At 74.3% G+C, this 26,688-nt stretch carries 25 protein-coding genes and 4 pseudogenes; 15 read left to right on the forward strand and 14 right to left on the reverse strand.

The window, feature by feature from the left end; genetic code table 11:
* Window positions 1–864: 864 nt before the first annotated feature.
* A pseudogene (locus tag MVA48_RS23800) lies at window positions 865–1,610 on the forward strand (diguanylate cyclase domain-containing protein).
* On the opposite strand, the gene MVA48_RS23595 reads toward MVA48_RS23800, so the two are convergent.
* Together MVA48_RS23595 and MVA48_RS23600 are read right to left on the reverse strand one after the other, a co-directional pair.
* Window positions 1,607–2,026: a tyrosine-protein phosphatase gene (locus MVA48_RS23595; protein WP_256461089.1), complete on the reverse strand. Its 420-nt coding sequence runs from the start codon at window positions 2,024–2,026 to the stop codon at window positions 1,607–1,609. The pseudogene MVA48_RS23800 and the gene MVA48_RS23595 sit on opposite strands and share 4 nt — an antisense overlap.
* Before the next feature lie 182 nt (window positions 2,027–2,208).
* Window positions 2,209–2,439: pseudogene (locus tag MVA48_RS23600) on the reverse strand (tyrosine-protein phosphatase); the annotation flags it as partial.
* Window positions 2,440–3,508: 1,069 nt separating this feature from the next.
* On the opposite strand from MVA48_RS23600, the pseudogene MVA48_RS17530 reads away from it, so the two are divergent.
* Window positions 3,509–4,233, forward strand: a pseudogene (locus MVA48_RS17530) (SDR family NAD(P)-dependent oxidoreductase).
* 60 nt (window positions 4,234–4,293) lie between these two features.
* Here the strand turns inward: MVA48_RS17530 and MVA48_RS24305 are convergent.
* The 9 genes from MVA48_RS24305 to MVA48_RS17575 form a co-directional block, all read right to left on the reverse strand.
* Window positions 4,294–4,467 carry a hypothetical protein gene (locus MVA48_RS24305; protein ID WP_246982071.1) on the reverse strand — a complete coding sequence of 58 codons (174 nt, stop codon included), beginning with the start codon at window positions 4,465–4,467 and terminating at the stop codon, window positions 4,294–4,296.
* Complete coding sequence (locus tag MVA48_RS17540) at window positions 4,464–4,715, reverse strand: hypothetical protein (protein WP_246982073.1); 252 nt, start codon at window positions 4,713–4,715, stop codon at window positions 4,464–4,466. The genes MVA48_RS24305 and MVA48_RS17540 overlap by 4 nt, the downstream gene beginning before the upstream one ends.
* Before the next feature lie 91 nt (window positions 4,716–4,806).
* The gene (locus MVA48_RS17545) at window positions 4,807–6,651 is read right to left on the reverse strand and encodes an acyl-CoA dehydrogenase (protein ID WP_246982075.1); all 1,845 of its coding nucleotides are present in this window, start codon (window positions 6,649–6,651) and stop codon (window positions 4,807–4,809) included.
* A 146-nt stretch (window positions 6,652–6,797) separates the two neighbouring features.
* Complete coding sequence (locus MVA48_RS17550) at window positions 6,798–7,187, reverse strand: LapA family protein (protein ID WP_246982076.1); 390 nt, start codon at window positions 7,185–7,187, stop codon at window positions 6,798–6,800.
* 40 nt (window positions 7,188–7,227) lie between these two features.
* Window positions 7,228–7,392: a hypothetical protein gene (locus MVA48_RS17555; protein WP_246982077.1), complete on the reverse strand. Its 165-nt coding sequence runs from the start codon at window positions 7,390–7,392 to the stop codon at window positions 7,228–7,230.
* 209 nt (window positions 7,393–7,601) lie between these two features.
* Window positions 7,602–7,964: a hypothetical protein gene (locus MVA48_RS17560; protein ID WP_246982080.1), complete on the reverse strand. Its 363-nt coding sequence runs from the start codon at window positions 7,962–7,964 to the stop codon at window positions 7,602–7,604.
* A gap of 37 nt (window positions 7,965–8,001) precedes the next feature.
* The gene (locus MVA48_RS17565; protein WP_246982082.1) at window positions 8,002–8,625 is read right to left on the reverse strand and encodes a TetR/AcrR family transcriptional regulator; all 624 of its coding nucleotides are present in this window, start codon (window positions 8,623–8,625) and stop codon (window positions 8,002–8,004) included.
* Between the two features lie 190 nt (window positions 8,626–8,815).
* A complete protein-coding gene (locus tag MVA48_RS17570) occupies window positions 8,816–8,953 on the reverse strand; it encodes a hypothetical protein (protein WP_246982084.1) in 138 nt (45 codons plus the stop codon).
* Between the two features lie 92 nt (window positions 8,954–9,045).
* Window positions 9,046–10,062 carry a TIGR03617 family F420-dependent LLM class oxidoreductase gene (locus MVA48_RS17575; RefSeq protein ID WP_246982086.1) on the reverse strand — a complete coding sequence of 339 codons (1,017 nt, stop codon included), beginning with the start codon at window positions 10,060–10,062 and terminating at the stop codon, window positions 9,046–9,048.
* Between the two features lie 106 nt (window positions 10,063–10,168).
* On the opposite strand from MVA48_RS17575, the gene MVA48_RS17580 reads away from it, so the two are divergent.
* The 7 genes and pseudogenes from MVA48_RS17580 (at window position 10,169) to MVA48_RS17605 (ending at window position 17,413) form a co-directional block, all read left to right on the forward strand.
* Window positions 10,169–10,960 (forward strand): TIGR03084 family metal-binding protein, encoded by a 792-nt coding sequence (locus tag MVA48_RS17580; RefSeq protein WP_246982089.1) that lies wholly within the window; start codon window positions 10,169–10,171, stop codon window positions 10,958–10,960.
* Window positions 10,957–12,447 carry an acyclic terpene utilization AtuA family protein gene (locus tag MVA48_RS17585; RefSeq protein WP_246982091.1) on the forward strand — a complete coding sequence of 497 codons (1,491 nt, stop codon included), beginning with the start codon at window positions 10,957–10,959 and terminating at the stop codon, window positions 12,445–12,447. Before MVA48_RS17580 ends, MVA48_RS17585 begins: the two co-directional genes overlap by 4 nt.
* Entirely contained in the window at window positions 12,351–12,656 is a 306-nt protein-coding gene (locus MVA48_RS24515) for an AtuA-related protein (RefSeq protein ID WP_441300190.1), read from the forward strand. Before MVA48_RS17585 ends, MVA48_RS24515 begins: the two co-directional genes overlap by 97 nt.
* Window positions 12,657–12,715: 59 nt before the next feature.
* Window positions 12,716–13,990: pseudogene (locus MVA48_RS17590) on the forward strand (acyl-CoA carboxylase subunit beta); the annotation flags it as partial.
* 74 nt (window positions 13,991–14,064) lie between these two features.
* Complete coding sequence (locus tag MVA48_RS17595; protein ID WP_246982092.1) at window positions 14,065–14,265, forward strand: hypothetical protein; 201 nt, start codon at window positions 14,065–14,067, stop codon at window positions 14,263–14,265.
* An 8-nt stretch (window positions 14,266–14,273) separates the two neighbouring features.
* Window positions 14,274–16,241 (forward strand): acetyl/propionyl/methylcrotonyl-CoA carboxylase subunit alpha, encoded by a 1,968-nt coding sequence (locus MVA48_RS17600; RefSeq protein ID WP_246982093.1) that lies wholly within the window; start codon window positions 14,274–14,276, stop codon window positions 16,239–16,241.
* A complete protein-coding gene (locus tag MVA48_RS17605) occupies window positions 16,238–17,413 on the forward strand; it encodes an acyl-CoA dehydrogenase family protein (protein WP_246989284.1) in 1,176 nt (391 codons plus the stop codon). Before MVA48_RS17600 ends, MVA48_RS17605 begins: the two co-directional genes overlap by 4 nt.
* A 299-nt stretch (window positions 17,414–17,712) precedes the next feature.
* Here the strand turns inward: MVA48_RS17605 and MVA48_RS17610 are convergent, their stop codons facing one another.
* Window positions 17,713–18,636 carry a PfkB family carbohydrate kinase gene (locus tag MVA48_RS17610; protein WP_246982094.1) on the reverse strand — a complete coding sequence of 308 codons (924 nt, stop codon included), beginning with the start codon at window positions 18,634–18,636 and terminating at the stop codon, window positions 17,713–17,715.
* Between the two features lie 80 nt (window positions 18,637–18,716).
* Here MVA48_RS17610 and MVA48_RS17615 point away from each other — a divergent pair, with 80 nt between their 5' ends.
* The 4 genes from MVA48_RS17615 (at window position 18,717) to MVA48_RS17630 (ending at window position 21,558) form a co-directional block, all read left to right on the forward strand.
* Window positions 18,717–19,055, forward strand: coding sequence for a DUF3140 domain-containing protein (locus tag MVA48_RS17615; RefSeq protein ID WP_246982095.1), 339 nt, complete (start codon window positions 18,717–18,719; stop codon window positions 19,053–19,055).
* Between the two features lie 9 nt (window positions 19,056–19,064).
* Window positions 19,065–19,772, forward strand: a complete 708-nt coding sequence (locus MVA48_RS17620; RefSeq protein ID WP_246982096.1) for a methyltransferase domain-containing protein — start codon at window positions 19,065–19,067, stop codon at window positions 19,770–19,772.
* Window positions 19,773–19,809: 37 nt separating this feature from the next.
* The gene (locus tag MVA48_RS17625) at window positions 19,810–20,838 is read left to right on the forward strand and encodes a type III polyketide synthase (protein WP_246982097.1); all 1,029 of its coding nucleotides are present in this window, start codon (window positions 19,810–19,812) and stop codon (window positions 20,836–20,838) included.
* A gap of 63 nt (window positions 20,839–20,901) precedes the next feature.
* Window positions 20,902–21,558 carry a response regulator gene (locus MVA48_RS17630; protein WP_246982098.1) on the forward strand — a complete coding sequence of 219 codons (657 nt, stop codon included), beginning with the start codon at window positions 20,902–20,904 and terminating at the stop codon, window positions 21,556–21,558.
* 16 nt (window positions 21,559–21,574) lie between these two features.
* Here MVA48_RS17630 and MVA48_RS17635 read toward each other — a convergent pair whose 3' ends face one another.
* Complete coding sequence (locus MVA48_RS17635) at window positions 21,575–23,251, reverse strand: GAF domain-containing sensor histidine kinase (RefSeq protein ID WP_246982099.1); 1,677 nt, start codon at window positions 23,249–23,251, stop codon at window positions 21,575–21,577.
* 85 nt (window positions 23,252–23,336) lie between these two features.
* Window positions 23,337–23,873: a universal stress protein gene (locus MVA48_RS17640; protein WP_246982100.1), complete on the reverse strand. Its 537-nt coding sequence runs from the start codon at window positions 23,871–23,873 to the stop codon at window positions 23,337–23,339.
* A gap of 217 nt (window positions 23,874–24,090) precedes the next feature.
* Between MVA48_RS17640 and MVA48_RS17645 the strand changes: the two genes are divergently transcribed.
* Entirely contained in the window at window positions 24,091–26,139 is a 2,049-nt protein-coding gene (locus MVA48_RS17645; protein ID WP_246982102.1) for a putative bifunctional diguanylate cyclase/phosphodiesterase, read from the forward strand.
* 135 nt (window positions 26,140–26,274) lie between these two features.
* Window positions 26,275–26,688 carry a rhodanese-like domain-containing protein gene (locus MVA48_RS17650; RefSeq protein ID WP_246982104.1) on the forward strand — a complete coding sequence of 138 codons (414 nt, stop codon included), beginning with the start codon at window positions 26,275–26,277 and terminating at the stop codon, window positions 26,686–26,688.

Here is a 26,688-nt window from a genome sequence, read left to right on the forward strand (position 1 = left end):
CACTCGAGGCTGGACTGCATCTACGCGCAGGGGCTGTTCAGCGTCGTCCCGACCATCTTCGGGCTGCCCGAGGGGCGCATCGAGCACGAGGCCTGCGAGTCCGACGGCCATCCCGCCTGCGTCTACGTCGTCAGCTGGGACCGCCGGTCCCGGCTCCCGCGACGGCGGCGGGACAGGGCCGATGACCCCGAGCTGCGCGCGCTGCGCGGACAGCTGCGGATCCTCCAGTCCACGGCGACCGAGCTCACGGCCAGCGAGGACATCGACACCGCGCTCGAGCGCATCGTGACCCGGGCCGCGGAGGCCGTGCTCGCGCCGTCCTACCTCCTCGCCGTCCGCGCCCCCGATGACGGGAAGACCCTGGTGCACAGCTCCGGCGTGCCCGGGCCCGAGGTCGGGGCGCTCGCCGCGACGCTGCTCGCCGGCGGTGACCTGGGCCCGAACGCCGTCGTGGTGGACGTCGCCTCGGCGCGCCGCCAGCACGGCCGCCTGGCCGCCATCTACCCGGACGGCAACGGCGCGATGGGGGAGGAGGCCTCGATGCTCGCGGCCTACGCGGGCCATGCCGCGGCCACCCTCGACCTCATCATCGCGCTCGGTGGCGCACGGCAGGAGGCCGAGCGGGCCAGTGCCCTGCTGTCGCTGGCGCACGATCTCGCCGCAGCGACGGAGGCCGACGCCGTCGCCGACATCGTGACCAGGTCGCTGCCGCGCATCGTCGGCTGCACGAGCGCCGGCATCCTGCTGTGGGATCCCGCGGCCGGCCGGCTCCGGAGCCAGTCGTCGTTCGGCCTCACCCAGCGCGCGCACGAGTTCATGCTCGCGTCGCCCCTGGACCCCGACGACACCCCGGAGCTGGTCGGCATGCTGACCGACCGCGAGCCCCGCATCATCGGCGCCTCCAGCAGCCCGGCGCTGCGGCACCTCCTGGAGGGGGCCGGCGTCTCCGACGCCGTCGCGGTTCCGCTCGTGGCGGGGACGACGTTCCTGGGTGTCGCGACGGCGAGCTGGCAGACCGGGGAGGCGCCGCCCTCCCTGGCCGGTGACGTCCTCGTCCGCCTGCGCGGCGTGGGCGACCAGGCCGCGACGGCATTGCAGAAGGCCCGCCTGCTCGAGACCGTCAGCCACCAGGCGACGCACGACGCGCTCACCGGGCTGCCCAACCGGGTGCTGTTCCTCGAGCGTCTGGCGGAGGCGATCCCCGCGGCTGCCCGCGGAGCCCAGCTGGCGGTGCTCTTCTGCGACCTCGACCGCTTCAAGCAGGTCAACGACACGCTCGGCCACGCGGCCGGCGACGAACTGCTGCGTCAGGTCGCGGCGCGGCTGGGCGGCGTCGTCCGACCCGGTGACACCGTCGGCGGCTGAGCGGCGACGAGTTCGCCATCGTCCTGCCCGGCCTCGCCGACCCCGAGGACGCCCGCCGGCTCGCCGACCGGGTCGCCGCCTGCTTCGACGAGACGTTCCGGCTCGACGGCACGGACGTCGAGATGGGCACCAGCGTGGGCGTCGCCGTCCTCACTCCCGGCTCGGCGGCCAGCGCGGAGCAGCTGCTCCGCGAGGCGGACGCCGCGATGTACCGGGACAAGCAGCAGAAGACCCGGCGCTCCTAGTCCCGGAGGCGGGACCGCAGAGCCGCCTGCTCGTCGGCTCCGAAGCCGTGCGCCGTCAGCCACCCGGTCGGGCCGCCGTACCGCTCGTCGAGCAGCGTGAGCACCCGGTCCATGGTGGCGGCACGCGGTGTGTGGCTGGCGACGTCGCGGGTGACCATGTCCTCGGCATAGGTCGGGGACGCCGCCAGCTTGGCGACCAGCGCCTCGATGACGTCGGCGGTCATCGCGTAGTCGGCGACGATCTCCTCGTGGCCGACGCCGGCCACCGCCAGCGCGAAGGCGCACACCACGCCGGTCCGGTCCTTGCCCGCTGCGCAGTGCACCACCGAGGCGCCCTCCGGGGTCTCGGTGAGGGCGCGCAGCGCGGCCACCACGTTGACCGCCCGCTGGCCGAGGTAGCCCAGGTAGGAGCGCACCGCGGGGGCTCGCCCTGGTCGTGCTCGGCCACCTGGCGCGGGAGCAGGGTCTCCGCCCAGCCCTCGGGCAGGTCGGGCAGGTACTCGGCCTCCTCGACGGCGAAGACGTCGGTGTGCTGGCCCCGCTCGGGCAGCAGGGTGAAGTGCCGGTGCGTGACCTCGGCGACCTCGCGCAGCGGACCGCGGCCCTCCAGCAGGATCTCGGCGGTCGTGCGCAGGTCGATCACCTCGCGCACGCCGAGCTCGTCGACCAGCCGCCGGACGTCGTCCTCGCTCAGGGTCTGCAGGTTGTCGCTGCGCAGGATGCGACCGGACGCCGTCCGCCCGCCGTCGGTCGTGGGCAGTCCGCCGAGGTCGCGGGTGTTCGTGGTGCCGTCGAGCCGCACCCAGCGGCCGGTCTGCGTCGAAGTCACCCGACAGAAGGTACTTGGCGAGGTACTCGGCGCGGTCCCGACGAACAGGGGCCGGAGGCTCCCCGAGGAGGGACGGCGGGGCTGCGCCCGAGCCGGGACGGCACCTGGCCGGGGTGTCGTCCGGTAGGGCGACGATGTCGTCGCAGACGTCGACCAGGCGCTGCCGCAGGACGGCGCCGCGCTCGGCGAAGGCGCGCTGCGCGGCGGCGTACTCCGCCTTGCCCTCCGGCGTCTCGACGGCGACCGGCTCGTAGCCGTGGTCGCGCAGGTCGTAGGGCGAGGCGCGCATGTCCAGCTCGCGGATCTCGATCGCCAGTTCGAAGCAGTCGGTCAGCAACTCGCCCGGGGTGGCCGGGCCGAGCTTGCCGGCCCACTTGTAGAGGTCCATGCCGGCGTGCAGGCAGCCCGGCTGCTCCAGGTCCGACTGCGACTCCCGCGTGGGCTGCAGCCGGTTGCGCCCGACGGCCTCCGGGGTGAAGAACCGGAACGCGTCGTAGTGGGTGCAGCGGATCGTGTGTGCCTCGACGACGGCGTCGGTGCCGGCGGGGCCGAGCCGCAACGGCACCGCGTGACGGGTCTGCCGGTCGCGGTACACCATCGCCCACTCGTGCAGCCCGAAGCAGCCGGTGGATGCCGGACGCGACGCCGTGGCGGCCAGCAGGTGGCGGATGAAGCGCAGCGTGTCCCCGCGATCGGCCACGTACGCGGCCACGTCCAGCCGGACCCCGTCGGCGTCCGCCCGGTACCAGCGCCACCGCGCGTGCGGCGCCGGCCCGTCGAGGACCGCCCCCGGGCCCGGGTGCCAGCGCCGCAGCCGGCCAGGCGTCTGCGAGTAGTAGGTGAACAGGAAGTCGAGCACCGGGTGCTTCTCGCCGCGGCGGCGGCGCTCCCGATGCGGGGCGATCCACCGGTCCATGCGCGCCTCGTGCGCCGCCGTCCGTGCGGTCCACTCCTCCACCGGCAGGTGGACGGGGGCGATGACCGGACGCACCCGACCAGGGTAGGAGGCGCTCCGGAGGGAACTGCGAGACTCGGTCGTCCGACCTCTTCCCACCCCGCGGAGTGACCCATGCGTGTGCGGAGCCCCGACCGCCGCAACCTGCTGGAGGAGCGCGTCGCCCTGATCGTCGGCGGGGCGGGGAGCCTGGGGCTGGCTACCGCGCGGTTGTTCCTCAAGGAGGGCGCCCGCGTCGTCCTGGCCGACCGCGAGGCGCGCGCCCTCAAGGCGGCGGAGTCGGCCCTCGACGACGTGAACGTGGCCGGCGTCGTCGGGGATCCCTCCCGCGAGGGCGACGTCGTCGCCGCGACGGACGCGGTGCTCGACCGGCACGGGCGGCTCGACGTCGTGGTGGTCGACACCGGCACCCCTGCCGCTCCGGGGCCGGTCACCGCGCTCGATGCCGGGGAGTTCGACCGCTTCCTGGCCGTCCACGTCCGCGGCACGTTCCTCGCCTGCAAGCACGGCCTGCGCGTGCTCGAGGACGGCGGCAGCGTGGTGATCGTCTCCGGCGTGTCCGGGCTGCGCGCCGAGGCCGGCGCGAGCGCGGCCGCGGCGGTGGAGCACGCGCAGGTCGGGCTGATGCGCTCGCTCGCGAAGGAGGCGGCGGGCCGCGGATCCGGGTCAACACCGTGCACCCGGGGTCGCCGGAGCCGTCCGCCGACTTGGCCCGGGTCCCGCTCGGCCGGCTGGTGCGGGCCGACGAGATCGCACGCTCGGTGCTCTACCTCGCCTCGGCGCAGAGCAGCTTCACCACCGGCACGACGCTGGTGGTCGACGGCGGGCTCACGGCGTAGCAGAAGGACCCCGTCCCTCTCACCGCTCGCGGGCTCGCGGCGAGCCTCCGGACGGGGCCGTCAGTCGGGCTCGTTGCCCGGCCGGACGACGCCGTCGTCCTTCTGGGCCTCGTCGTCGGTGGTCAGCGTGGCGTCGCTCCCGCCGCCGTCCCCGTTACCCGTCTGGTCGTCGGCCACGGGCCCGTCGGTCGTGTCCGGCGACTCGCGGTAGCCGGTGGGGTCGGACTCGCTCATGCCTCTGGTCCTCCGGATCGGGGGGTGGGCCCGTCGACCTCGCCGGACGCCCCGGCGCCCCGGGCGCGGGCCACGTCGCTGTCGGCGCCCGCGGGCAGGTCGTCGTCGTGGGCGGCGTCGCGCTCGACGGCGTCCTCACGGGTCAGCGGCACGTCGTCGAAGCCCGTGCCGGTGGAGCTGTTGTCGCCCGTGCCGGACGACGTGGGGATGTCCTGCTGCAGCCGGTCGCTGCCTGCCGGGTCGGTCATGAACCCGCTCATGCCCGCCCCGGACCGGCGGAAACGGCGGACGGCCGCCGTCCCTCGTCGGGACGGCGGCCGTCGACGGGCCGTCCGGGGCTCAGAACGCCGCCTCGTCGATCTCCATCAGCGCGTTGTCGGTGTTCTCGGCGATCAGGCGCTCGGCGGTCAGCCGCGGCAGGATCTGCGTGCAGAAGAAACGGGTCGCGGCGAGCTTGCCCTCGTAGAAGGACCGGTCATTCCCGCCGACCTCGCTGCCGAGCGCTGCCAGGGCGACCTCCGACTGGCGGATCAGCAGCCATGCGGTGATCAGATCACCGGTGGCCAGCAGCAGCCGGGAGGTGTTCTGGCCCACCTTGTACAGGTTCGCCATGTCCTCCTGGGCGGCGGTCAGGTCGGCGAACATCGCGGTGAGCATGCCCTGCACGTCCTGCAGTGCCGTGGCCAGCAGCGCCCGCTCCTCCTTGAGCCGGCCGTTGCCGACCTCGGCGTCGATCGTGGCCTGGATCTGCGTGGCGAGCCAGGTCAGCGCGACACCGCCGTCCTTGACGATCTTCCGGAAGAAGAAGTCCTGGCCCTGGATCGCGGTCGTGCCCTCGTAGAGGGTGTCGATCTTGGAGTCGCGGATGTACTGCTCGATCGGGTAGTCCTGCAGGTAGCCCGACCCGCCGAGGGTCTGCAGCGACTCGGCGGTCAGCAGCTGGGTGGCGCGCTCGGAGCCGAATCCCTTGACGATCGGCAGCAGCAGGTCGTTGACCCGCTCGGCGAGCCTGGCCTCCTCGCTGTCGGCCGTGCCGGCGGCCTCGGCCTCGACGACCTGGTCGCGGAAGCTCGCCGCGTACAGGTAGAGGGCGCGCATGCCCTCGGCGTACGCCTTCTGCGTCATCAGCGAGCGGCGGACGTCGGGGTGGTGGGTGATGGTGACCCGCGGGGCGTCCTTGCTCGTCGCGGTCAGGTCGGCGCCCTGGACGCGGCTCTTCGCGTAGTCCAGTGCGACCTGGTAGCCGGCCGACAGGGTCGCGATGGCCTTGGTGCCCACGAACATGCGGGCGTGCTCGATGACCTTGAACATCTGCGCGATGCCGTCGTGCACCTCGCCGACCAGCCAGCCCTTCGCCGGCACCGGGCCGTCGCCGAAGGTGAGCTCGCAGGTCGTGGAGACCTTGAGGCCCATCTTCTTCTCGACGTTGGTGACGAAGACGCCGTTGCGCTCGCCCAGCGCGCCGGTCGCGAGGTCGACGTGGAACTTGGGGACGACGAACAGCGACAGGCCCTTGGTGCCGGCCTTCGCGCCCTCCGGGCGGGCCAGGACGAGGTGGATGATGTTGTCGCTCAGGTCGTGCTCGGCCGACGTGATGAACCGCTTCACGCCCTCGATGTGCCAGGAGCCATCCGCCTGCTGCACGGCCTTGGTGCGGCCGGCGCCGACGTCGGAGCCGGCGTCGGGCTCGGTGAGCACCATGGTGGCGCCCCACTTGTGCTCGAGCATGAGCTCGGCCAGGCGCTTCTGGTCGTCGGTGCCCAGCTCGTGCAGGACGGCGGCGAACGCGGCCCACGAGCCGTACATGAAGACGGCGGGGTTCGCGCCCAGCACCATCTCGAAGGCGCCCCAGGTCAGGGCGTGCGGAGCGCCGAAGCCACCGAGGTGCTCGGGGAGGTCGAGCCGGTACCACTCGCCGGCCTCCAGCGCGCGCACGGACTTCTTGAAGGACTCGGGCAGCGTCACCGAGTTCGTGGCCGGGTCGAACACCGGCGGATTGCGGTCGGCGTCCTCGAACGACTCGGCCAGTGGGCCCTCGGCGAGGCGACGGATCTCGGCCAGCACACCGCGGGCGGTCTCGGCGTCCATCTGCTCGAAGGGGCCGGTGCCGAACTTGTCCTTGGTGTCGAGGAACTCGAAGAGGTTGAACTCGAGGTCCCGGAGGTTGGCGGTGTAGTGGCTCATCTGGTGGCGCTCCCGTGCTCCGTGCCGGTGGGCGGCGGTTATCTACTCGCCAGTAACAACGGTATTACCCACCAGTAGCAACGAGCAAGGCAGCGCGCGGTGACACGCCCGGACGGGGTGATCTCGTTCCGGTTCCGAGCGCCTGCTCAGCGGTTCCTGCGCCGCCGGACCGCCATGACGGCGTCGAGGAGCCCGACGATCAGCCCACCCAGGGCGGCGGCGATGAGCAGGGCGACGACGAGGGGTGCGCGGACGTCGGTGAAGACCAGGCTGATGTCCACCGTCTGGGTGTTGAACATGACGAAGAGGACGAGCACCACCGTCACGAACACCAGCAGCGCCGCGGCCAGCCCCCGGCCGATGGTCCGGCCGGGCGAGCGCCCGGAGCCGGTGGTCTCGGCAGGCCGGGTCGTGGGCGGAGAGGTGGCCGGGCCCGTGGCGGTGGCCGGCGGCGGGCTCGGTCGGTCGCGGCCGAGGGAGCCGGGATTCGGGGTCGAGCCGGGGGTGCCGGCGGGGCGTGGATCGGGAGTGCTCACATCCCTGAGTGTGGCGGCGCCGGGCCTCCTCCGCAGCAGGTCAGTGCGCGTCGGGCTCGGTCCCCGCCGGTGGATAGCTGGGACCGGCCACGCCGCTGGCCGGTCCGTCCTCGCCGCCCTGGGACTGCTTGTCCCCGACCGGCGCCGTCTCGGTGCCGAGGGGGTGGGCGTCGCGCTCGTCGTCGTCCGGTGTCGGCATCGTCATGCGGTCATCGTCGCCCGGCGGCGGGCGCGCAGCCACTCCGTCGGCCGGCCTGGCCATGATCAGGGAACCTGATCGCCCAGCGTCCTCCCTCACCGCCCACCATGAGGGAGGACGCCGCATGATCAGGGACCCTGATCGTGGCCGCAGTCAGGCGTCGAGGGCCGGGCCGGGCTCGTGACGAGGGTGCCCGGCGGTCCGCTCGCGCTGCTTCATCCGCGCCTCGAACACGTGCCGGTCGCCCCCGAGAGTTCGTCGCGCGCGCGCCGGTCGAACGAGCGGAAGGCGCTCCAGTAGTTGTCGTCGAAGTCCTCGACGATCTGGAAGGTCCAGCGATCGGCGATGACGTTGCGCCCGACGAGATCGCGGTCCAGGTCGTCGGCGAGCGCGCCGTGGCCGGCCTTCCGCAGGAGCTCCACCGCCTCCTGGAGCTGGCGGTCGGCCTTGCCGGTCAGCTGGTGGAACGCGTAGAGGAAGCCACGGGCCTGGTCGACGGTCTCGAGGGCCTCGGACAGCTTGCCGAGCCCCTCGACCGTGGTGTCGTCGAGGTCGGGGCGGGAGCGATCGGTCGTCACCCGCCCATCGTGCGGGCCGGGCCAGCGACCTGCCCGCTCAGGCCTCGCCGGTCGCGATGCCGATCAGCCGCTCGGCCAGCTGACGGCCGTGGGACGCCGGACCGTCGGGTCCGAGCAGCCCGCCGGACAGGTACATGCCGTCGATGATCAGGTGGAGCTGCGCGGCGAGATCCTCGCCGCGGCCGGGTGCGATCTGCTCCGACAGGCGCTCGAGCCGGCTGTAGAGCTCGAACTTGTAGTCGGCGGCGGCGCTGCGGGCCGGGTGCTGCGGGTCGTCGTACTCGCTGCTGACGTTGTTGAACGGGCAGCCGCGGAAGCCGGTGCGCGTGACGTCGCGCTCGACGGCGTCCACGACGGACAGGAGTGCGGCCCGCGGGTCGCCTTCCAGCCGCACCAGCTCGGCGTCGACGAAGGCGAGCACCGTGGCGGCCTTGCGCGCGAGGTAGGCGCCGACCAGGTCGTCCTTGCTCTTGAAGAGCCGGTAGACCGTCATCTTGCCCAGGCCGGTCTCGCGGACCAGCTCGTCCATGCCCACGCTGCGGGAGCTCCGTCCGGCGAAGAGCCGTTCGGCGGTGTCGAGCACGATGGCCTGGCGCTCGGCGCGCGAGCGTCGAACGGGGGCCGTGGTGTCGGCGGCGTCGAGCTTGAGGGCGGCGGTCACGTCAGCGATGGTGCACCACCGGCGTGACGGAGCAGTTCGCGGCACGCCGAAGATGGTTGCGCTGTGTGACTAGAGGCGTCCGGGTTATGCGGGGCGGCGGGGGGACCTGATGCCCGTGTGACAGCGGAGCGTCATGAACGGCCCGGTTCCTCCTACCTCGGAGGCTCGGTGCGGGCCCCGGCGACGGGGGCTAGTCGCGGCGGGTGCGGCGCGGGTTGGCGAGCAGCCGCGCCATGGTGGCGGCGGTCGCCTGCTGGGTGCGCGACTCCTCGGTCTGCGCGGCCTCCGCGTCGCCTGAGACGCCTACCTCGTGCTGCGTGTTCGCCATGCCGACCAGCCTGCCCTCGCCCTCCGCGGCGAAAACAGCCCCGATCGCGTGATCCTCGTTACGGAGACTGAGAGTTCCCTCACCCGCCGGACTCAGCGGAGCGCGCGCACCAGGGGGTCCCAGCGGTCCAGCGGCGCCGGGTAGGAGGCGTAGACGCTGAACCGGTCGACCAGTCCCCCGTAGCGGGCCCGCACCTGCGCGGCGAGCTCCTCGGGCTCCGCCACGACGGCGAACGTGGCCAGCACCTCGTCGGCGACCAGGTCGCGCATCGCCGTCCACTTGTCGGGCCGGCGGCCGACCGACAGGGCGTGCAGCTCGTCGGCGAGGGACTCCCAGCCGTGCAGCTCGAGCACCGGCCGGTAGGCCGGGGTGCTGCCGTAGAAGGCGATCGTCGCCTTCACCGCCGAGGCCGCCTCGGCGCGTTCCGCGTCGGTGCGGCCGGACACGACCAGTCCCGGCAGCGTGACGGCGACCTGGTCGAGCGACCGTCCGGCGGCGGCCAGGCCCTCCTCCAGTGCCGGGAGCGTCCGCTCGCGCAGGTACCGCTCGGTGGTGAAGCCGTGCACGAGCAGCCCGTCGCCGACCTCGCCGGCCAACCGGGTCATGGCCGGCCCCACGGCGGCCAGGTACACCGGCGGAGGGCCCCACTCGTGGGCGTCGGGCGCGAACATCGGCGTCATCAGCGTGTGCCGGTAGTGCTCGCTCTGGAAACGCAGCGGCGTGCCGTCCTGCCAGGACGCCCAGATCGCCCGCAGCGCGCCCACGAACTCCCGCATGCGGGCGACGGGGGCGCTCCACGGCATGGAGAACCGGCGCTCCACGTGGGCCTTGACCTGGGTGCCGAGGCCCAGGACGAAGCGGCCCCGTGAGTACCGCTGCAGGTCGTAGGCGGTCGTCGCGAGGGTCATGGGCGAGCGGGCGAAGGCCACGGCGATCGCGGTGCCGATCTGCAGCCGGTCGGTGGCCTGCGCGGCCATGAGCAGCGGCAGGAAGGGGTCGTGGTCGACCTCCGACGCCCACACGCCGGTGTAGCCCCGTGCCTCCAGGTCCCGGGCGGTGGCGGGGATGTCGTCGATCCCGGTCGAGAGGAGCGCGGCGTCGAGGAGCACGCCCGGCACCCTGCCCGACGGGGGCCGGTGCTGGCCAGGCGGAGTGCCTCGACCTAGGTTCACTCCCGGAACCCGGCAGCGTCGCCGGTTCCGAGCGGAGGTGGGCGTGGCGGACCGGGCAGCGGTGCTCGCCGATCTGGCCGCGGAGGGCGACGCGCTCGACGCCGTCGTCGCGCATCTGGAGGACACCGCCTGGCGAACGCCGACACCGGCGGAGGGCTGGACCGTCGCCGACTCGATCTCGCACCTGGAGTGGACCGACCGGCAGACGCTGCGGGCCCTCACCGATCCCGACGGTTTCGCCGCGGCCGTGGCCGCGTTCGCGGACCGGGTGGACACGATCGTGGACGACGAGGCCAGGGCGGGCGCGGCCACCGAGCCGGCGGGACTGCTGCACCGATGGCGGACCGGCCGGACCGCGGTGTCCGAGGCCCTCGCCGCGGTCAGGGACGACGAGCGCATCCCCTGGTTCGGCCCGCCGATGAAGGCGTCGTCCATGGCGACGGCGCGGCTGATGGAGACGTGGGCGCACGGCATCGACGTCACCGACGCGCTCGGACTGCCGCCCACGGCGTCCGACCGGCTGCGGCACGTGGCCCACCTCGGCGTCCGCACGCGGGACTTCGCCTTCCTGCAGCGCGGGCAGACGCCGCCGGCCGAGCCGTTCCGGGTCGAGCTGACGTCCCCCGGCGGCGACGTCTGGTCCTGGGGCCCGGAGGACGCCGCCCAGCGGGTCACCGGCCCGGCGCTGGACTTCTGCCTGCGGGTGACCCGGCGTCGCCACCGTGCCGACCTCGCGCTGGCGGCCACCGGCGCCGAGGCCGACCGGTGGCTGGACCTCGCGCAGGCGTTCGCCGGGCCACCCGGCGCCGAGCGCGAGCCGCGGGAGGGTGCGTGAGCGAGCCGCTGCGGATCGGCAATGCCTCCGGCTTCTACGGCGACCGGCGCGCGGCGGTGCGGGAGATGCTCGAGGGCGGGCCGCTCGACGTCCTCACCGGGGACTACCTCGCCGAGCTGACCCTGCTGATCCTGGGCCGCGACCGGATGAAGGACCCGTCCCGCGGCTACGCCCGCACCTTCCTGGCCCAGATGGAGGAGTGTCTCGGGCTGGCCGTCGACCGCGGCGTGCGGACCGTGGTCAACGCGGGCGGGCTGAACCCGGCCGGGCTGGCGACGGCGCTGCGCGAGCAGGCCGACCGGCTCGGCATCTCCGCCGCCGTCGCGTCGGTCGAGGGGGACGACCTGCTGCCGCGGGCCGAGGAACTGGGCCTGGGCCGGCCGCTCACCGCGAACGCCTACCTCGGCGCGTTCGGCATCGCCGAGTGCCTGCGGGCCGGCGCCGACGTCGTCGTCACCGGCCGGGTCACCGACGCCTCCCTGGTCGTCGGCCCGGGCATCGCCCGCTTCGGCTGGACCCGGGCGGACCTCGACGCGCTGGCCGGCGCGGTGGTCGCCGGCCACGTCCTCGAGTGCGGCGCCCAGGCGACGGGCGGCAACCTGTCCAGCTTCGACGAGTACCCCCTCGAGCAGCTGCTGCACCCCGGCTTCCCCGTGGCGGAGCTGGCGGCCGACGGCTCCGCCGTGATCACCAAGCATCCCGGCTCCGGAGGCGTGGTCGACCTCGACACGGTCACCGCGCAGCTCCTCTACGAGGTGGGTGGTCCGCGCTACGCCGGCCCGGACGTGGTGGCCCGCTTCGACACGATCGAGCTCGCCGGCGACGGCCCCGACCGGGTGCGCATCTCCGGCGTCCGGGGCGAACCGCCGCCGCCGGAGGTCAAGGTGTGCCTCAACTCCCTCGGCGGGCACCGCAACGAGGTCACCTTCGTGCTGACCGGCGACCGGATCGACGCGAAGGCCGCCTTCGTGCGCGCCCAGTTCGAGGCCGCGCTGCCGGCCCGCCCACAGGAGCTCGTCTGGTCCACCCTCGGCGCCGAGGACCCGGACGCCGACACGGAGGCATCGGCCAGCGTGCTGCTGCGCTGCCAGGCGCTCGACCCATCACCGGACGTCGTCGGCCGCGCGTTCAGTGGCGCCGCCGTCGAGCTCGCGCTGGCGAGCTACCCCGGCTTCCACCTCACCGCGCCGCCCGGCAGCGGCTCCCCGTTCGGGGTCTACACCGCGGCCTTCGTGCCGCAGGACGCCGTCCCGCACGTCGCCGTCCTGCCGGACGGGACGCGCGTCGACGTCCCCTCGCCCGCGGTCACCTCCCCCTCGAGCCCGTCCCAGGGGCCGAAACCGCGGTTTCGGCCCCTGGCGGACCGACGCGGCGGGCGCCGCTGGGGGCGGTGGCCCGGGCGCGCAGCGGCGACAAGGGTGGGACGGCGAACATCGGGCTGTGGGCGCGCACCGACGCCGGCGGCGCGTGGCTGGCCGACGTCCTGACGCCCGACGAGGTCCGCGCCCTGCTGCCCGAGGCGGCCGACCTGCCGGTCACCGTCCACCCGCTGCCGAACCTGCGGGCGGTGAACGTGGTGATCGACGGGCTGCTCGGCCGCGGCGTCGCGGCCAGCACGCGGTTCGACCCGCAGGCCAAGGCGCTCGGCGAGTGGCTGCGCGGCCGCGTCCTCGACATCCCGGAGGCCCTCCTGTGACCGCGTTCCGCACCGCGCTGGACACCGCGTCCGAGCAGTTCGCCGCCAACCGCGCCGCGATGCTCGACGCGCTGGCGGCGCTGGACGCCGAGCACGCCAAGGCGCTGGCCGGCGGCGGCGAGAAGCCGGTCGCGCGGCACCGCGAGCGCGGCAAGCTGGCGCCGCGGGAGCGCATCGAGCTGCTGCTGGACCCCGACAGCGCCTTCCTCGAGCTCTCGCCGCTGGCCGCCTGGGGCAGCGACTTCGCCGTCGGCGCCAGCGTCGTCACCGGCGTCGGCGTCGTCGAGGACGTCGAGTGCGTGGTCATCGCCAACGACCCGACGGTCCGCGGCGGCGCGAGCAACCCCTGGACGCTGAAGAAGTCGCTGCGCGCGCTGCAGATCGCCCGCGAGAACCGGCTGCCGGTGATCCAGCTGGTCGAGTCCGGCGGCGCCGACCTGCCCACGCAGAAGGAGATCTTCGTCCCGGGCGGGCAGCTGTTCCGCGACCTGACCCGGCTCTCGGCCGAGGGCATCCCGACGATCGCGCTGGTCTTCGGCAACTCCACCGCCGGCGGCGCGTACGTGCCCGGCATGAGCGACCACGTGGTGATGGTCGACGGCGGCGCGAAGGTGTTCCTGGGCGGTCCGCCGCTGGTGCGCATGGCCACCGGCGAGATCGCCGACGAGGAGGAGCTCGGCGGCGCCGCGATGCACGGGCGGGTCAGCGGGCTGGCCGACTCCGTCGCGCGGGACGAGGTCGACGCGCTGCGCATCGGACGGCGCATCGTCGCCCGGCTCAACTGGCGCAAGCGGGGGCCGCGGCCAGGGCCGGTCGCGCCGCCGCGGTACGACGAGGAGGAGCTGCTCGGCGTCGTCGGCACCGACCTGTCCCGGCCGTTCGACCCGCGCGAGGTCCTCGCCCGGATCGTCGACGACTCCGACTTCGACGAGGTCAAACCGCGGTACGGCGCCAGCCTGGTCACCGCCTGGGCGCGCATCCACGGCCAGCCCGTCGGCATCCTGGCCAACGCGCAGGGCGTGCTGTTCAGCCAGGAGGCGCAGAAGGCCACCCAGTTCATCCAGCTGGCCAACCAGACCGACACCCCGTTGGTCTTCCTGCACAACACGACCGGCTACATGGTCGGTCGGGAGTACGAGCAGGGCGGGATCATCAAGCACGGCGCGATGATGATCAACGCCGTCTCCAACAGCCGGGTGCCGCACCTGTCGGTGCTGCTCGGCGCCTCGTACGGCGCCGGCCACTACGGCATGTGCGGCCGGGCGTACGACCCCCGCTTCTTGTTCGCCTGGCCCTCGGCGAAGTCGGCCGTCATGGGGCCGGCGCAGCTGGCCGGCGTGCTCTCGATCGTCTCCCGGGCCGCCGCCGAGGCCCGGGGAGGCCGTTCGACGAGGAGGGCGACGCCGCCATGCGCGCGGCCGTCGAGGCGCAGATCGAGGCGGAGTCGCTGCCGCAGTTCCTCTCCGGTCGGGTCTACGACGACGGCGTCATCGACCCGCGGGACACCCGCACGGTGCTGGGTCTGTGTCTCTCGGCCGCGGCCACCCGTGAGATCGAAGGCGTCGGCTCGGGGTCCGGGACCCCGGGCTTCGGCGTCTTCCGGATGTGAGGCCTTCCGTGATCACCCGAGTCCTGGTGGCCAACCGCGGCGAGATCGCCCGGCGGGTCTTCCGCACCTGCCGCGACCTCGGCATCGGCACCGTCGCGGTCTACTCCGACGCGGACGCCGACAGCCCGCACCGCCGCGAGGCCGACCGCGCCGTCCGGCTGCCCGGAGCGGCGCCGGCCGACACGTATCTGCGCGCCGACCTGCTGATCGAGGCCGCCCGCACCTCGGGCGCCGATGCGATCCACCCCGGCTACGGCTTCCTGTCCGAGAACGCCGAGTTCGCGCAGGCGGTGCTCGACGCCGGCCTCAGCTGGATCGGACCGCCGCCGGCCGCGATCGCCGCGATGGGATCGAAGGTCGAGGCCAAGCACCTGATGGCCGACGCCGGCGTCCCCGTGCTGCCCGAGCTGGACCCCTCCGCCGTCACCGAGCGGGACCTCCCGGTCCTGGTGAAGGCGTCGGCCGGCGGTGGCGGGCGCGGCATGCGGATCGTGCGCACGCTCGCCGCCCTGCATGGGGAGATCGCCGCGGCGCGGGCCGAGGCGCAGTCGGCGTTCGGCGACCCGACCGTGTTCTGCGAGCCTTATGTGGAGGCCGGCCGGCATCTCGAGGTGCAGGTGCTCGCCGACGCCCACGGCACCGTCTGGTCCCTCGGCGAGCGCGAGTGCTCGCTGCAGCGCCGGCACCAGAAGGTGGTCGAGGAGACGCCGTCCCCGATGGTGGACGACGCCCTGCGCGCCGAGCTGTCCGCCGCCGCGGTGGCTGCGGCCAAGGCGATCGACTACGTCGGCGCCGGCACGGTCGAGTTCCTCGCCCAGAACGACGGCAGTTTCTGGTTCCTCGAGACCAACACCCGGCTGCAGGTGGAGCACCCCGTCACCGAGTGCGTCACCGGGCTGGACCTCGTCGCCGAACAGCTGCGCATCGCGGCGGGGGAGCGACTCGCCGCGGAGCCGCCCGCCGCCAGGGGCGCCGCGATCGAGGTGCGCCTCTACGCAGAGGACCCGGCGCAGGGCTGGCGGCCGGCGGCCGGGGTCGTGCGGAGGTTCGCCGTCCCCGGGGTGCGGGCGGAGTTCGAGGTCCCCGACCGGCCGGGCATCCGGCTGGACGCCGGTGTCGTCGACGGAACACCGGTCGGGACGGCGTACGACCCGATGCTGGCCAAGGTGATCGCCTGGGCGCCGACGCGGGTCGAGGCGGCCGCCCGCCTCGCCGCCGTGCTCGCCGGCGCCCGGGTGCACGGCCCGCCGACCAACCGCGACCTGCTCGTCCGCGGCCTGCGGCACCCCGAGTTCCTCGCCGGCCGCACCGACACCGCGTTCTTCGACCGGATCGGGCTCGACGTCCTCGCCGCACCCCTCGCCGGCCCCGCGGAGGTGCACCTCGCCGCGCTGGCCGCGGCGCTCGCGGGTGCCGCCGCCCGCAGGCAGGCGGCGCGCGTGCAGGGCGGCCTGCCGAGCGGGTGGCGGAACGTCCCGTCACAGCCGCAGCGCGCCGCGTTCGAGGTGGCCGGCGAGACGCTCGAGGTCGGCTACCGGCACACCGGCGACGGCCTGGTAGTGGAGGGACGCGACGACGTCACGCTGGTCTCCGCCTCGCCTGCGGAGGTCGTGCTCGAGGTCGCCGGAGTCGAGCACCGCCTCCGCGCTTTCGGTACAGAAAGCGGGGAGGTGGTGGACGTCGACGGCGACGGCTGGGCCACCACCCTGCGGGTCCTGCCCCGGTTCCCCGATGCGGCGACGACCGTGGCCGAGGGCTCACTCGTCGCACCCATGCCGGGCACGGTCACCGCCGTGCACGTGGCGGCCGGCGAGCCGGTCGCTGCCGGGCAGCCGCTGCTCGTGCTCGAGGCGATGAAGATGCAGCACCCCGTTGTGGCGCCGGCTGCCGGCGTGCTCCGCTCCCTGGACGTCGTCGCGGGAGCGCAGGTGGAGGCCGGCGCCGTGCTGGCCGTGATCGAGGCGGGAGAACGGTGAGTCTGGACTTCGACGAGGGTGACGAGCTGCGGGCCCTGCGCTCGGCGGTGGCCGAGCTCGGATCCCGCTACGGGCAGTCCTACTTCCTCGAGCAGGCCCGCAGCGGCGGCACCACCAGCGCACTGTGGGCCGAGGCCGGGAAGGCCGGGTTCATCGGCGTCAACCTGCCCGAGGAGTACGGCGGCGGGGGCGGCGGCATGGTCGAGCTGTCGCTGGTGTGCGAGGAGCTCGGCGCGGCCGGCTGCGGGCTGCTCATGATGGTGGTGTCGCCGGCGATCTGCGGCACGGTCATCGCCCGGTTCGGCACGGCGGAGCAGAAGCAGCGCTGGCTGCCCGGCCTGGCCGACGGCTCGACGATCATGGCGTTCGCGATCACCGAGCCCGACGCCGGGTCGAACTCGCACGAGATCAGCACGACCGCCCGCCGGGACGGCGACGAGTGGGTGCTCACGGGGCGCAAGACCTGGATCAGCGGGGTGGACCTCGCCGACGCCGTCCTCGTGGTGGGCAAGCTGGCCGACGGGCGGGCGGGGACAGGCAGGGGCACGCTGCGCCCGGCGCTGTTCGTCGTCCCCACCGATGCGCCGGGCCTCGCCGCCCAGCCGATCCCGATGGAGCTGGTCAGCCCCGAGCGGCAGTTCCAGGTCTTCCTGGACGACGTCCGGCTGCCCGCCGATGCCCTCGTCGGGCACCCCGATCAGGGCATCGCCCAGCTGTTCGCAGGGCTCAATCCCGAGCGGGTCATGGCCGCGGCGTTCTCCCTGGGGGTCGCCCGCCTGGCGATGACGAAGGCCACCGACTACGCCCGGCAGCGGCAGGTGTGGGGCACGCCGATCGGCGCACACCAAGGCCTGGCGCACCCGCTGGCGGCCTGCCAGATCGAGATCGAGCTTGCCCGGCTGATGACCCAGAAGGCCGCCTGGCTGATCGACCGGGGCCGCGACGCCGAGGCGGGGCTGGCCGCCAACAGCGCCAAGTACGCCGCCGCCGAGGCCGCCGCCCGAACCGTCGACCAGGCGGTGCAGACCCACGGCGGCGCCGGACTCGCCCAGGAGTACGGCGTCGGGGCGTTGCTCGTCTCGTCCCGGCTGAGCCGGATCGCCCCGGTCAGCCGCGAGATGATCCTCAGCTTCGTCGCCCAGCACGACCTGCGGCTGCCCCGCTCGTACTGACCCCCGTGGCCGGAACCGCGGTTCCGGCCCCCTCCGACAGGAGCCGGAACCGCGGTTTCGGCTCCTGTGACGGGAGGACGACGATGTCGGGCTAGGCGCCCGGGGTGTCGGCGCCGCCCTGGGTGTCGGCGCCGCCCTGGGTGTCGGCGCCCTCGGCCGGCTGCTCGGGGTGCGGCGTCCGGCCGCCCTCGCCGGTCCCCGGCTGCTCGGCGCCCTCGGCGGCTCGGCGGTGTGCGGGTTGTTCTCGGGCTCGGTCATGTCGGGCCCTGTGCCCGGCCGGTCGGCGCGGAAACGCCGGCTCAGCCGACGGGCTCGGCGGCCGGTGCCTGCCTCAGCAGCGCCCGGACGGCGTCGTCGTCGGGGAGCGCCCCGCGGGCACCGCGGCCGGTCGTCGACAGGGCTGCTGCGACGACCGCGTAGCGCACCGCGTCGGGCAGCGCGTCTCCCCGGGCCAGAGCCTGGGCCATCGCGCCGCAGAAGCAGTCACCGGCGCCGGTGGTGTCGACGGGCCCGACCGGCGGCGGCGCCTGCAGCACCGCCGGCCCGTCGGCTGGGACGACGAGGGCGCCGCGCGCCCCGAGCGTGACGACGACCGAGCAGCCGGCCACCGAGCGGGCCAGCGCCACCAGCTCGTCCGGTGAGCGCTCCCGAGGCTCGGCGCCCGCCAGCTGGGCGAGCTCGTGCTCGTTGGGCACGAGCACGTCGACCAGTTCGAGCAGCGCAGCGGGAAGTGGCCGGGGTGGGGCGGGCGTCAGGACGACGGTGCCGGCCGCGACGCTCGCCGCCGCGGCCACCGTCTCCAGCGGCACCTCGAGCTGGAGCAGCAGCACCGACGCGCGGCGGACCGACTCGACGTCGGCGTCGGCGGGCGCCAGCGCGGCGTTGGCGCCGGGGACCACGACGATCAGGTTCTCGCCGGTGCCGGCCTCCACGGCGATCGTCGCCGAGCCGGTCGGGACGCCGGCCGTGCGGTGCACCCGGCTGACGTTCACCCGGGAGCCCGCCAGCGCGGCCAGCTGCCGGTCGCCGGCGGCGTCCTCGCCCACCCGGCCCACCATGTGCACCCCCGCGCCCAGCAGGCCCGCGGCGGCGGCCTGGTTGGCGCCCTTCCCGCCGGGCGCGATGTCGACGGACCGGCCGACGACGGTCTCCCCGCGCCCGGGCAGGCGGTCGACGGCGACCAGCACGTCCTCGTTCAGGCTGCCGACGACGGTGACGGACACGCAGACCTCCAGGCGACGGGGAGACCAGCAGTACCAGACGGCCGGTTTCCGCACGTCGGCGGAGCGGTACCCCCCGATCCATGGCCGAGGGCGACGCCGACACGATCCGCCGCGACTTCGGCGAGGCGGTGAACATGACCGCCGGCGAGCTGGAGAAGTGGCTGGCGACCGAGGAGTCCCGGGAGGTCGGCCAGAAGGACGGCGGAGGCGAGAGCACCGGTCACGAGTCCGGGCGGCGCATCGTCGAGCTGCTGCGCACGAAGAAGGCCGACCTGACCGACGACGACCTCGCCCACATGCGCAAGGTCCACGGCTACGTGCAGCGGCACCTGGCCCAGGGGTCGGGGAAGTCCTACGTCGAGACGTCGAAGTGGCGGTACTCCCTCATGAACTGGGGGCACGACCCGCTGAAGAAGTAGGTTGCGCCGATGCGGCGCGAGGACAGGGCACGCAACGACCCGGCGCAGTACGACGAGCTGGCCGACCACTGGTGGCGGCACGACGGCGAGTTCGCCGCCCTGCACTGGCTGGCGGCGTCGCGGGCCGAGCACATCCCGCCGGCGCCGTCGCCGGACGCGGTGCTCGTCGACCTCGCCTGCGGTGGCGGGCTGATGTGCCCGCACGTCGAGCGGCTCGGCTACCGGCACGTCGGCGTCGACATCGGCGAGACCGGGCTCCGCCTGGCCCGCGAGCACGGTGTGACCCCGGTGCTCGGCTCGGTGCTGCAGGTGCCGCTGGCCGACGGCTGCGCGGACGTCGTCGTGGCCGGGGAGATCCTCGAGCACGTCGAGGACGACGTCGGCGTGCTGGCCGAGTGCGCGCGGCTGCTCAAGCCGGGCGGCGCACTCGTCCTCGACGCCCTGGCCGCCGGCCGGCTCTCGGTGCTGATCAACGTCCACCTGCTCGAGCGCCTGCCCGGCGGCCCGCCCAGGGGGCTGCACGACCCCGCGCTGTTCGTCGACCGCGAGCGGCTCCTCGCGGCGGCCGACCGGCTCGGCCTGGACCTCCAGCTCGTCGGCCTCCGGCCGTCGATGCGGCAGGCGATCGCCTGGAAACTCGGCCGCCGGCGGCTGGTGCGCATGAAGCCGATCCGCTCGACCGCCGTCGTCTTCGCCGGCTACGGACGGAAGCGGTGAGGCGGCGGATCGATTGCGCCCCACGTACCGTCGGGCCATGAGTTCCGCCGTCCTGACCGGTGCCGGGTCCGCCCTGCCGGCGGCGATCGAGCAGGACGCCGTCTGGGACGGCTTCTTCGCCAACCACTACGCGGGCGTCCGCGCCGCGCAGCGGATCTTCGCCGGAGCGGGGGTACGCCGGCGGCACGCCGTGGCCAGCCCCCTGGACGAGGACCTCAGCGGCTGGGGCACCGGCGCCCGCATGGAGCGCTACGTGCAGGAGGCGCTGCCCCTCGGCAAGCAGGCCGTGGCCGGTGCTCTCGACGCCGCCGGGCTCGCCCCGGGTGAGGTCGGCCTGTTCGCCGTCGCCACCTGTACCGGCTATGCGACACCGGGGCTCGACATCCGCCTGGCCAGCGACCTCGGGATGCCCTCGGGGCTGCAGCGCCTGCTGGTCGGGCACATGGGCTGCTACGCGGCCATCCCGGGGCTGGCGGCGGTCAGCGATTTCGTCACCGCGCGCTCCCGCCCGGCGGTGCTCCTGTGCTGCGAGCTGACCAGCCTGCACGTGCAGCCGGCCCAGCGGGACCTCGAGCAGGTCGTGGCGCACGCCCTCTTCTCCGACGCCGCGGCGGCCGTCGTCCTGGAGCCGGGTGCGGGCCGCGGCCGCCGGGTCGCCGGCATCGTGGCCCGCACCGATCCCTCGACCACCGACCACATGACCTGGGACGTCACCGACCTCGGCTTCCGCATGGGCCTGTCGCCGCGGGTGCCCGACGTGCTGTCCCGGCACGTGGGCGACGTCGTCGCCGAGCTCCTGGCCGGCGCCGGTCTGCGCGCCGAGGACGTCGCCGGCTGGGCCGTGCACCCTGGCGGGCCGCGGATCCTCGACGTCGTCCAGACGGAGCTGGGGCTGACCGACCCGCAGATGGCGGCCTCCCGCCGGGTGCTGGCCGAGCACGGCAACTGCTCCTCGGCGACCGTCCTCCTCGTGCTCGAGGAGCTCGCCGACGTGGACGGTCCGGTGGTCGCCATGGCGTTCGGGCCGGGCCTGACGCTCTACGCGACGGTGCTCGTACCCGCCTGACCTGCTCTGTCGGGAGGCGCACCACCTAGACTGTGATCTACCTCACACCATGGAGGTGGTCCGGTGCAGACGACCCAGTCGGTGCGGGTCTTCCTCGTCGACGACCACGAGGTGGTCCGGCGGGGCGTCGCCGAGGTGCTCGAGGACGATCCGGGCATCAGCGTGTGCGGCGAGGCCGGGTCGGTGGCCGAGGCCCTGGCCCGGGTCCCGGCCGTGCGGCCCGACGTCGTGGTCATCGACATGCGGCTGCCCGACGGGGACGGCGCCGAGCTCTGCCGCGGCCTCCGCGAGCGGGTGCCGGGGCTGTGCTGCCTGGTGCTGACCAGCTTCTCCGAGCAGGAGGCGCTGGAGGCGGCGGTCCGCGCCGGCGCATCGGGCTTCCTGCTCAAGCAGGTGCGCGGCCCGGCGCTGGTCTCCGCCGTCCGCACGGTCGCCGCCGGCGGCACCCTCTTCGACGAGGTCTCGCCGGCCATGGTGGCGCGCACCCGCCCGCCCAGGGCGGCCGGCGGCGACCGGCTGCGCCTGCTGACCGACCAGGAGCGCACGGTGCTCCGGCTGATCGGCGAAGGGCTGACCAACCGGCAGATCGGCGAGCGCATGGGACTGGCCGAGAAGACGGTGAAGAACTACACCAGCCACCTGCTGGCGAAACTGGGGCTCGAGCGGCGCACCCAGGCCGCCATCCTCGCCACCGAGCTGCGCGACCGCCAGGGCGGCTGACCGGAGCCGTTCCGGCTCAGCCGGGCGCCGGCACCGTCCACCGGATCTCGGTCCCGGACACGGCCGCGGCAGCGGTGAGCCGGCCGCCGCGGCGCTCCGCCCGGTCGGCGAGGTTGGCCAGGCCGCTGCGGACGGTGATCGGCGGCAGGCCGCACCCGTCGTCGGTCACGACGACCTCCACCTCGTCGGTGACGGTCACCGACACGGTGAGGCGGGCGGCGCCCGCGTGCCGGACGACGTTGGTCGCGAGCTCGCGCACCACCGCCACCAGGTCGAGCACCAGGTCGGGCGGCAGGTCGTCGCGCTCGTAGCGCATCCGGAGGTCGGGACGGACGTCGTGGCCGTCGGTCACCGAGCGCAGCACCTCCGCCAGCCGGCGCCGGACCGCGGCCGGGGAGGCGTCCTCGGCCTCGTGCAGCTCGAAGATCGACGTCCGGATCCGGGAGATCGTGCCGTGCAGCTCATCCACGCTGCGGGACAGCCGTCTCGCGGCCTCCGGGTGGTCGTTCTCCAGGTTGCGGGAGAGCCGGTCGAGGGCGAGCGCGGTGGCGAAGATCCGCTGGACGACGTGGTCGTGCAGGTCGCGGGCGATCCGGTCGCGGTCGGCCTGCACCTGCAGCACCCGCTCGCGCTGCTGGGCGCGGGCCAGCTCGAGCGCGACCGACGCCTGTGCCGCGAACGCCGACAGCAGGTCCAGCTCGTCGGGGGTGAAGGGCGGGCGGCCCGATGCCCGCAGGGTCGCCAGCAGCCCCCGGGACGAGCCGCTGCCCAGGGGCACCACGAGCGCCGGTCCGTAACCGGCCGTCAGCTCGACGACCACTGCCGCGCGGGTGCCGATGACGGGCATGGTGCTGATGTCCTCGATCAGCCGCGGCTCCCCGGCCTCCTGGGTGACCGCGAGGTAGCTGTCGCCCAGCGGCAGCCGGACGCCTTCCACGTCGTCGGCGACCGGTCCGACCGCCGCGACGATGGTCATCGTGCCCGGGTCGCCGTCGCTCGGGACGAGCACGCCGACCATGTCGGCGTCGGTCAGCGCCGAGACCTGGGTGCAGACCGCCCGGAGCACGTCGTCGGGATCGGCGCCCGACAGCAGCGCCGTCGCCATCTCGGCGGCCGCCAGCCCCCACCGGCCACGGGTCTCCGCCCGCTCGGCGAGCCGGGCGTTCTCGATCGCCATGCCGGCGACCACCGCGAGCGCCTGCGCGACCTCCACGTCGGCATCGGTGAAGGTGTCGCCGGTGCGCTTCTCGGTGAGGTACAGGTTGCCGAACACGGCCTCGCCCACCCGCACCGGCACACCGAGGAACGAGCGCATCTCCGGGTGTTCGGGCGGAAAACCCACCGACGCCGGGTGGTCCCCGAGGTCGTCGAGGCGGAGGGCGGCGGGCTCGGCGACCAGCAGGCCCAGGATGCCGTGCCCGGCGGGCAGCCGGCCGATGCGCTCCCGGACGTGGTCGTCCATGCCGACGATGACGAAGCGGTCCAGCCCCCGGCCGTCGGGCGACAGCACGCCGAGCGCGCCGTAGCCGGCGTCGACGTGGCGGACGGCGGCCTGCACGATGTCGTGCAGCGTGGCCTCGAGCTGGCTGCCCGACGCCGCGGCGCGGAGCGCCGCCGCGAGGACCGGCGTGACGCGGACGTCGCCGCGCTCGGCGGCGGCCGAGGATTCGGGCGGGGGATCGGGCGGGGGCACGGCCCGACGGTAGGAGTCCTGGCCCGGAACGGACAGCGGTCCAGGAGCGGCGGGGATGGTCGACGGAGTCGGGCGGGCGGAGGGATCAGGCGCCACGGGCCAGGCGGCGGCTGGGCGGACGGGGGACTGCCTGGCGGAGCAGCGCCTTGCTGCCGGCGCCGACCACGACCAGATCGGCCCCGCGGGTGGCGGCTACGAGTGCGTCGAACACCGACCGGTCGAGGACGGCGGTGCGCGTCCGGCCGTGCACGCCGGTGTCCGCGATGGCACGGAGCACCTGGGCCTCCAGCCGGTCGAGCGCCGCGTGGTTCTCCCGGACGAGCACCCGGCTCGACCCCTCGAGGGGGTCGCCCTCCGGCGCGTCGAGCACGGCGACGGCGACCACCGTTCCCTCCCGGCGCGCGGCTTCGCGCAGGGCCCACACCAGTGCTCCGTGACCCGCCCCCGTGCCGTCCACCTCCACGATCAACCAGGGCGTCTGGCGCCGGGGGAGCAGCGGAGGGAGGCGCAGCGGCTCGACGCCCTGCGCCTCGGGCGGTCGGAGCGACGGCGGTGGAACGGCCCGCATCGGCTCCGTCTCGGGCCCCTGGTCGGGCTCCCGGGCGGAACGGATGTCGCTCATGGGGGGATCGTCTCTGGCGCACCCGGCCTGCGGGAGGGACCAAGGGCCCGGTCACCGGGCCGAACCAGGCGGCACGAACGAGTTGCGAAATCGATGCCCTGCGTGTTCCGGACGGAGCGTGATCTCTGCCACGCTCTGCGTCACTCCCCGGAGGGGAAAGCGAAGCCGGCCGGGTGGCCTCGCTCAAGATCGCCGCGACGGCAACCGATGCAGGGGCATGAGCCTTCTCCGGCGGCTGCGCAGCACCAGCCTGCTGACCCGCTTTGGGGTCGTCAGCCTGCTGCTGACCATCGCCGTGGGTGCGGTGCTCTCCTCCGTGCTGAGCACCGTCATCGAGGACCGGGCCCGCCAGCAGGCGGAGGACGCCGCCCTCATGGCCGTGCGCCTCGGGCTCCAGCCGCACTTCAGCCGAGCCGACCTGGCCATCGGCTTCGAGGCCGGGCGACTGGCCGACGTGGAGCACGCCGTCGACAGCGCCGCCGAGCGGTTCGGCACGGCGGGCAGCTCGCTGGCCGCCTTCGACCCGGTGGAGCTGAAGGTGTTCAACGGCGAGCAGACGATCGTCTACCACTCGGAGCATCCGGAGCTGGTCGGCACGACCTCGAACTCGGGTGAGCTCCGGGCGGCCCTGGACGGCTACGTCGTCTCCGGTTTCGCCCACTCCTCCGACGACAGCGACACCAGCGAGGACGGCGAACGGCAGCTGCTCGAGGTGTACGTGCCGCTGCAGTACCCGGGTTCCTCGGAACCCGACGGCGTCATCGAGGTGTACCTGCCCTACGCGCCGGTGGCCGCCGCCGTCCGGGACGACGTGCGGACGATGACCGTCGCCCTGGGCGTGAGCCTGACCGTCTTCTACGTCGTGGTCTTCCGCCTCATCGCCTCGGCGTCCAAGCGCCTGCGCCGCCAGACCGAGGAACTGCACATCTCCGCCGAGCGCGACCGGCACCAGGCCACCCACGACGCGCTGACCGGCCTGCCGAACTGGGAGCTCATGCGCGACCGGCTGGACCAGGGCCTGGCCGCCGCGAGCCGCACCGACCGCGAGGTCGCGCTGCTGCTCATCGACCTCGACCGGTTCAAGGAGATCAACGACACCCTGGGCCATTCGTACGGCGACCGGCTGCTCTGCCAGGTCGGTCCGCGCCTGCAGTCGGTGCTCCGCGAGGGCGACACCGTCGCCCGCCTCGGTGGCGACGAGTTCGCCGTCCTGCTGCCGGTCGTGGACGGCGTCGCGGAGGCGGAGGCCGTCGCCGAGCGGCTGCGCGAGTCGCTGCACCAGGCCTTCGACGTCAACGGCGTCGCCCTCGACGTCGAGGCCAGCATCGGCATCGCGCTGTCGCCGTGGCACGGCACCGACACCGAGGAGCTCCTGCGCAACGCCGACATCGCGATGTACGTCGCGAAGGAGATGAAGGCCGGCGCGGTCGTCTTCGAGGCCACCGAGCACGTCACCGCGCCCTCACGCATCACCGTGCTCGGTGACCTGCGCCGGGCGCTGGAGAACACCGACGAGCTCTTCCTCAACTACCAGCCGAAGTACACCCTCGACCGGGAGCGGATCGAGGGCCTCGAGGCACTGCTGCGCTGGGAGCACCCGACCGAGGGCCTGATCCCGCCGGGCGAGTTCATCCCGGTCGCGGAGGGCACCGGCATCATCCTGCGGCTGACCGAGCGCGTCCTGGACATGGCGCTGGCCCAGATGCGGCTGTGGCTCGACGCGGGCCACGCCGTGCCCGTGGCGGTCAACCTGTCCACCCGGTGCCTGCTCGACGCCGGGCTGCCCGAGCTCGTGCAGCGCCTGCTCGCCCGGTTCCGCGTGCCGGCCGAGCTGCTGCGCCTCGAGGTCACCGAGAGCGCGGTCATGGGCGATGCCGCCCGGTGCATGGAGGTCCTGCAGCGCCTGCACGACCTCGGCGTGAAGCTGTCCATCGACGACTTCGGCACCGGCTACAGCTCCATGGCCCACCTGCGCCGGCTGCCGGTGGACGAGCTGAAGATCGACCGTTCGTTCGTGCTCGGCATGACGAGCGCCCCGCAGGACGCCGTCCTCGTGCGCACCGCGATCGATCTGGGCCACAACCTCGGCCTCACCGTGGTGGCGGAGGGGGTCGAGGGCGCCGAGCACGTGGCGGCGCTCCGGGAGCTCGGGTGCGACATCGCGCAGGGGTACCACTACGCGCGCCCGATGCCGGGTGGCGCGATGACCGAGCTGCTGGGTCGCGTGGGCACCATCCACGGCAGCACGGTGCCGGTCACCCGCTGACCAGGACGACCCCGCGCCGAACGGGTGCAGGCGACGCCCAGGCCCACCGCCGTTCGGCAGGTCGTCGCACCGCCCGCGTCCTGACCCGCCGGCGTCGGCGAGCGGAGTCGCCGCCGCGCTGGCAGGCTCGCCGGGGTGACGGCCGTCGTGAGCAGGGGCATCGACGCGGTGCTGGCAGCGAGCCGGGCGGGGGTCGCCAGGCTCGGCCCGGCCGAGCTGCTCGAGGCAGCGGCCCGCGGCGCGCTGGTCGTGGACACGCGTACCGACGCCCAGCGCCGTCGGCAGGGCGAGTTCCCCGGTGCCGTGGTCATCGACCGGACGGTCCTGGAGTGGCGACTCGACCCGGCGAGCGAGGCCCGCATCCCGGAGGCGACCGGGTACGACCTGGAGGTCGTGGTCCTGTGCCGGCAGGGCTACAGCTCCAGCCTCGCCGCTGCGTCGCTGCGGGCGGTCGGCCTGCACCGCGCGACCGACCTCGTCGGCGGCGTCGAGGCGTGGCTCGGGGCGGGCCTGCCGATGTCGGAGGCAGGCGCCGACGTACGGGAGTGA

It is taken from the genome of Blastococcus sp. PRF04-17 (assembly GCF_023016265.1).
In the GTDB taxonomy this organism is placed as follows: Bacteria; Actinomycetota; Actinomycetes; order Mycobacteriales; family Geodermatophilaceae; genus Blastococcus_B.